The following is a 5,318-nucleotide window of genomic DNA, read 5'->3' as shown; positions in this document are numbered from 1 at the left end:
GATTCGTGCCTCCCGCGCCTCGAAAGTAGCGGGTGCTTTTCTGGTTCTCTTTTGGCACGCAAAAGAGAACTTAGCCCTACCGCAACAGCGATTTACCCCGCGCACAGGCGCGCAAGCCCACTGAATCAAAAAGACAGCCCCTTACCGTTTCGCCACCGCCATCAGCGCCCGATTCTCAAGCAGGATGCGCAGCAGCACCGTATTCACTGCGGTGCGCACCAGCGCATTCGGGATGCGGGCCACCAGCACCGCCCACGCATAGCCGTAGAAGATGTGGAGCGCCAGCGAATTGATGACCATGGAGCCGACGAAGTGGGCTGCAAGCACGCTGCACCACAGCCGGTTGCCGGTGCGCAGATTCGAAAGCTTCTGCCAGCCCAAGCCCCCTACAAGGCCGATGGAAGCCGCGCCCAGCGTGATGAGCGGATTGATGGCATAGCCCGCCAGCACGCCGCCGATGATGTCAGCCACCATGCCCACGACGAAGCCCGCCCACGGCCCAAAAAGGATACCCGCCAGCAGCACCGGCAAGCTGCCGAGGTTGAACCGGACAAAGCCGGTGGAGATGCTCAGCACCCGGGAAAAGACGATGCTCATGGCAATGAGCAGGGCCATTGCCGTCAGGGTGCGCACGGAAATCTTCGAATGGTTGTTCATATCAACTGTCCTCCTGTTTTTCAGGAACTTGCGGGAGGGCAGAATGAAACGCCCTCCCCTGTGACAAACCGCACAAAGGAGGGCGTGAGTTCAACAAACTTCACTTCCGAGCGACGCCGTGCAGACAGCATCGCCCGCACCCAAGTCCATGCAGCAGCGGGATGCAGGCCATGCACCGCGGGTCTCCCTTCGTCCGCAGCACAACTCCCCGTTGATGCGGCACTTGACGCACATGGCCTTACTCTGTTGATACTGTTATTATATGCCTTTTTTCGCTCGGTTTCAATCACGGGATGCAACAGGTTTACCAAAACAAAGCCTTTGAATTTATCACATATGTCCAAAGCCTTTCTTTTTCGGCCCAAACGTGATAAGATGGGCTTACTATTGAAAGGGACTTTCCTGTCCCGGAAAGGATTTTCTCGATGAAATTCAGTGAGATGACCTATACCCGCCCCGACATCGACGCACTGCTGGCCCGCTGCAAGGAGCTGACGGCAAAAGCCGCAGCCGCCGACAGCGGCGAGGCCCTTGTGGAGACCTATTACGAGCAGAGCCGCGCTTTTGCCGACTACACTACCGCTGCGAACCTCGCCAATATCCACTACACCTGCGACACCCGCGACGCCTACTGGAAGGCCGAGCAGGATTTCTTTGACGCCAACGGCCCGGCTGTGTCCAACGCCAGCGTCGAGATCAGCCGCGCTTTTCTTGCCAACCCCCATGTGGATGCCCTGACGGAGGCCTTCGGCTCCACCTGTGTGGCCGGCATGAAGAACGCTGTGCTCGGCATGGACGAGCGCACCGTAGCGCTGCAGCAGGAGTACAACGCCCTCGTCAGCACCTATCAGCAGATCTACGGCGGTGCGCTGGTGGAGTTCGACGGCCGGCAGCTTACCATCCCCCAGCTCGGCCCCTACAAGGAGAGCACCAATGCCGCCACCCGCCGCGCCGCCTATGAGGCCGAGGCCGGCTACTTCGACGCCCACCGCGCCGAGCTGGACGAGCTGTACACGAAGATCGTCAAGAACCTGAACCAGCAGGCTCAGGTCATGGGCTATCACGACTACAGCGAGCTTTCCTATGTGCGGATGAACCGCATCGGCTACGGCCCCGAGGACATCAAGCGCTTCCGCGAGCAGGTGGCCCATGACGTCGTGCCTGAGCTGCAGAAAGTCATCGCCCTCAAGAACAAGCGCACCGGCATCCAGCACCCCACCTTCACCGACCTGCCCTTCGCCTTCCGGGACGGCAACCCCAAGCCCATCGAGGGCTACGATGCCCGGATGGCCGCTGCCCGCACCATGTACCACGAACTCAGCCCCGAGACGGCGGAGTTCATCGACTTCATGCAGGACAACGAGCTGTTCGACGTCGAGAGCCGTCCCGGCAAGATGTCCGGCGGCTATATGACCAGTCTACCCTCTTACAAGGCGCCCTTCATCTTCGCCAACTGGAACAACACCTCGGCTGACGTAGACGTGCTGACTCACGAGTGCGGCCACGCCTTCGAGGGCTATGTAGCCGAGCGCGACCCCAAGATCCCCGCCGACCTCGAGTGCCCCGGCATGGAGAGTGCCGAGATCCACTCGATGGCGATGGAGTTCCTCACCGCGCCGTGGCATCACCTGCTCTTCGGCAAGGATACGGACAAGTACGCCCTGCTCCACGCCGAGGACAGCTTCCTCTTCCTCGCCTACGGCTGCGCAGTGGATGAGTTCCAGCACATCATGTATCAGAATCCCGACCTCACCCCCGACCAGCGCAACCAGACTTGGCTGGAGCTGGAGCACAAGTACCGCCCCTGGATCGACTTCGACAATCTGCCCTTCTATGGCCGCGGTGCGGGCTGGCAGCGTCAGCTCCACATCTACGAGTGCCCCTTCTACTATATCGACTACTGCCTGTCCACCATGGCCGCGCTGCAGTTCTTCCTGCTGAGCCTCCACGACCAGAAGGACGCATGGGAGCGCTATCTGCGCCTCGTCCGCCGCGCCGGTACCGCCAGCTACACCGAGCTGTGCGAGACCGCCGGTTTGCAGGTGCCCTTCCGCGACGGCTCCATCAAGGCCATCGCCCAGCAGATGAGCCAGTGGATCGCAGGGCATCAGGTCTGACCGCCCAGCCCTCTCAGACGCTTCGCTCATCCGCCGCAAAGCAGCAGCTTTTCTCTTGAAAATGGCAGATGTATCCTGTATTATAGAGCTATATCATGCCATTTGCGGCAAAAGGAGCGGTAGTTATCATGTCAGAAAAGAAAACCAGCGGCATCAAAAAGTTCTTTGATGAGTTCAAAGCCTTTGCCATGCGCGGCAACGTGCTCGACATGGCAGTCGGTGTGGTCGTCGGCTCGGCTTTCACCGCCATCGTCAACTCTCTGGTGAACGACATCATCTCCCCCATCATCGGCCTGTTCTTCAACGCCGATTTCTCGGATGTCGTCATCCAGATCGGCGATGTGGGCATCGGCGTGGGTTCCTTCCTCAACGCCGTTATCAACTTCCTCATCGTGGCCTTCGTGCTCTTCGTGACCATCAAGGCCATCAATATGCTGCACAAAAAGCCCGTGGAGGCCCCGAAAGAGCCTACCACCAAGAAGTGCCCCTACTGCCAGAGCGACATCGCCATCAAGGCCGTCCGCTGCCCTCACTGCACCTCAAAGCTCGAGGGTTTCCCCGAAGCAAAGCAGTGAGCTTTCCCGCATTTTCCCCGGCGCTGTCCGTTTTCCGGACGCCGCCGGGGCTTTTTTGCGCCTTTTTTGAAGATCCTAAAAGAAAATCAGAATTTTTTCGAAAAAAGTATTGCTTTTTCGGGAAAGTCATGGTATTATATCAGAGTCGTCACGACGCAACAGAATATGGACGGTTAGCTCAGCTGGTAGAGCATCTGCTTGACGTGCAGGAGGTCACAGGTTCGAGTCCTGTACCGTCCACCAAACAGTTCGTACTCGAACCCGATTCTCTATGAGAAAGGGTTCGGGTACGTTTTTTGTTTACAGGAAGTTCTACGGCGGGAGTACGCAGAACGGTAAGCAAGAACGAGGAAAGGCAGGGTATCACTATGACGGTGGTATCCTGCCTTTTGCTTTGTGGAATCAAGTTCGCTTTGTGCGAACTTGGTCGCCCCCTAGATGGCGTATTGGGGGCAATCGCTGTGTACGTGCGTACCGGGAGAGCGTGTACACCTCTGACAAGGTGTAACACACTAGACTTTGTTCCAAAGTCTGTGTGCCAAGGGGCATAGCCCCTTTGGAATCCCTGCGGAGCGTGTACGCACGTACGCAGGGAACCGGCTAAATCTCTCTTATACAAATTGAAAATCTAACTGGTTATCGTTGTAAACGATTCGTAGAGTATCTTACGGCGAAAATAGCCACGGTATTTCTTGATAATGGTTTATGGTCGTGCTATCTTGTAGTGGCAAGGAGGGAGCAAAATGGATTCACAGAAGTTTGGTACATTTATCGCCCAGTGCCGCAAAGACAAGAAAATGACACAATCTGACCTAGCCGCAAAATTGAATGTGACCGATAAAGCTATCAGCCGCTGGGAAAGAGGTGTGGGGTTCCCCGACATCAATACCATCGAGCCATTGGCCGCAGCTTTAGATGTCAGTGTTGCAGAACTTATGAAATCCGAAAGGATAGATGAATCAGAGATGTCTATCGCGATGAACAATGAAATTGTGAACAATGCGTTAAATTTTGCGGAGGAGCAAATTCAGCAGGAGAGAAAAAGTGTTCTCTCAATTATTGGATGCCTTACAGTTGCCATAATTTTCATTCTATATCTGGATAATATCGGATGGCGGCTCGACACCTTTCTTTTTACAGTAGTGGGGATAATTCTCCCATTGATAGCAATCCTCTCGTTCCTTGTGCTGCTGGGATACGCTATATACCGAAAGTGCAAAGGCCAGTCTTGCCACCAAACCTTTTTGATTGCCCTTGCCGGCTTGGGGATAGTTGCTCTGATATTTGGTGCCTTTATGCTGGCTGGAACTTTGGGGTTAGGCCCTGTGCCTCAGTAAACATAAGCAGGGTTTGGGGCAGGCACGCCCCAACAAGAGCACTTCGGAAACTCACATGAGTTGAAGAAGTGAAGTCCCGGATGGACAAGAAATTTTCAAGAATTGAAAATTTGTGGCCACGGGACGATTCTTGCTCTCAGCTTTTTCGCTGCGTTTCGCAATTTTCACATTTCAATCTGCTCGCAGATTGTTGACAAGCTGCGCTTGACCCGATACTATAAAGGCAAGTCGAATACACGCCAAGGAGGTGCAACCATGACCGCCGTGATCTACGCCCGCTATTCATCTGACAGCCAGCGAGAAGCGTCCATTGAAGGACAACTGCGCGACTGCAAGGACTACGCCGAGAAGAACGGCATCACCGTGGTCGGCACCTACATTGACCGTGCCTACTCTGCCAAAACGGATGACCGCCCGGACTTTCAGCGGATGATTAAGGACAGCGCGAAGAAAATCTTCGATGTGGTTCTGGTCTGGAAGCTGGACCGCTTTGCCCGGAACCGATTCGATGCTGTGAACTACAAGTACCAGCTGGAAAAGAACGGTGTCCATCTAGTGTCTGCCATGGAACCCATCTCGCAGGGGCCTGAAGGCATTATGGTGGAGAGTATGCTGATTGGCATGGCGGAATA

The 5,318-nt window shown here is 55.5% G+C and carries 5 protein-coding genes, 1 tRNA gene and 1 riboswitch; of the genes, 5 read left to right on the top strand and 1 reads right to left on the bottom strand.

Translation table 11 applies throughout. From position 1 onward, the window contains the following. Positions 1–141: 141 nt before the first annotated feature. On the bottom strand, positions 142–657 hold the full coding sequence (locus LKD23_RS12565; RefSeq protein WP_227621919.1) for a folate family ECF transporter S component: 516 nt from the start codon (positions 655–657) through the stop codon (positions 142–144). 152 nt (positions 658–809) lie between these two features. Then, positions 810–905, bottom strand: a riboswitch (THF riboswitch). Positions 906–1,082: 177 nt separating this feature from the next. On the opposite strand from LKD23_RS12565, the gene LKD23_RS12560 reads away from it, so the two are divergent. The 5 genes from LKD23_RS12560 to LKD23_RS12540 form a co-directional block, all read left to right on the top strand. After that, the gene (locus tag LKD23_RS12560; RefSeq protein WP_227621918.1) at positions 1,083–2,774 is read left to right on the top strand and encodes a M3 family oligoendopeptidase; all 1,692 of its coding nucleotides are present in this window, start codon (positions 1,083–1,085) and stop codon (positions 2,772–2,774) included. A gap of 128 nt (positions 2,775–2,902) precedes the next feature. Then, entirely contained in the window at positions 2,903–3,349 is a 447-nt protein-coding gene (gene mscL / locus LKD23_RS12555; RefSeq protein WP_227621917.1) for a large conductance mechanosensitive channel protein MscL, read from the top strand. A gap of 167 nt (positions 3,350–3,516) precedes the next feature. Further along, positions 3,517–3,592: transfer RNA gene (locus tag LKD23_RS12550), tRNA-Val, on the top strand. Between the two features lie 500 nt (positions 3,593–4,092). Then, positions 4,093–4,686, top strand: a complete 594-nt coding sequence (locus LKD23_RS12545) for a helix-turn-helix domain-containing protein (RefSeq protein WP_207685868.1) — start codon at positions 4,093–4,095, stop codon at positions 4,684–4,686. A 255-nt stretch (positions 4,687–4,941) separates the two neighbouring features. Beyond that, positions 4,942–5,318, top strand: a 377-nt coding sequence (locus tag LKD23_RS12540; RefSeq protein ID WP_227621792.1) for a recombinase family protein, incomplete at its 3' end; no start/stop codon positions are given.

This window comes from Faecalibacterium butyricigenerans, assembly GCF_020687345.1.
Lineage (GTDB): Bacteria > Bacillota > Clostridia > Oscillospirales > Ruminococcaceae > Faecalibacterium > Faecalibacterium butyricigenerans.
Note: the sequence above shows the minus strand (reverse complement) of the source record. Positions and strands in the feature narration are given on the sequence as shown.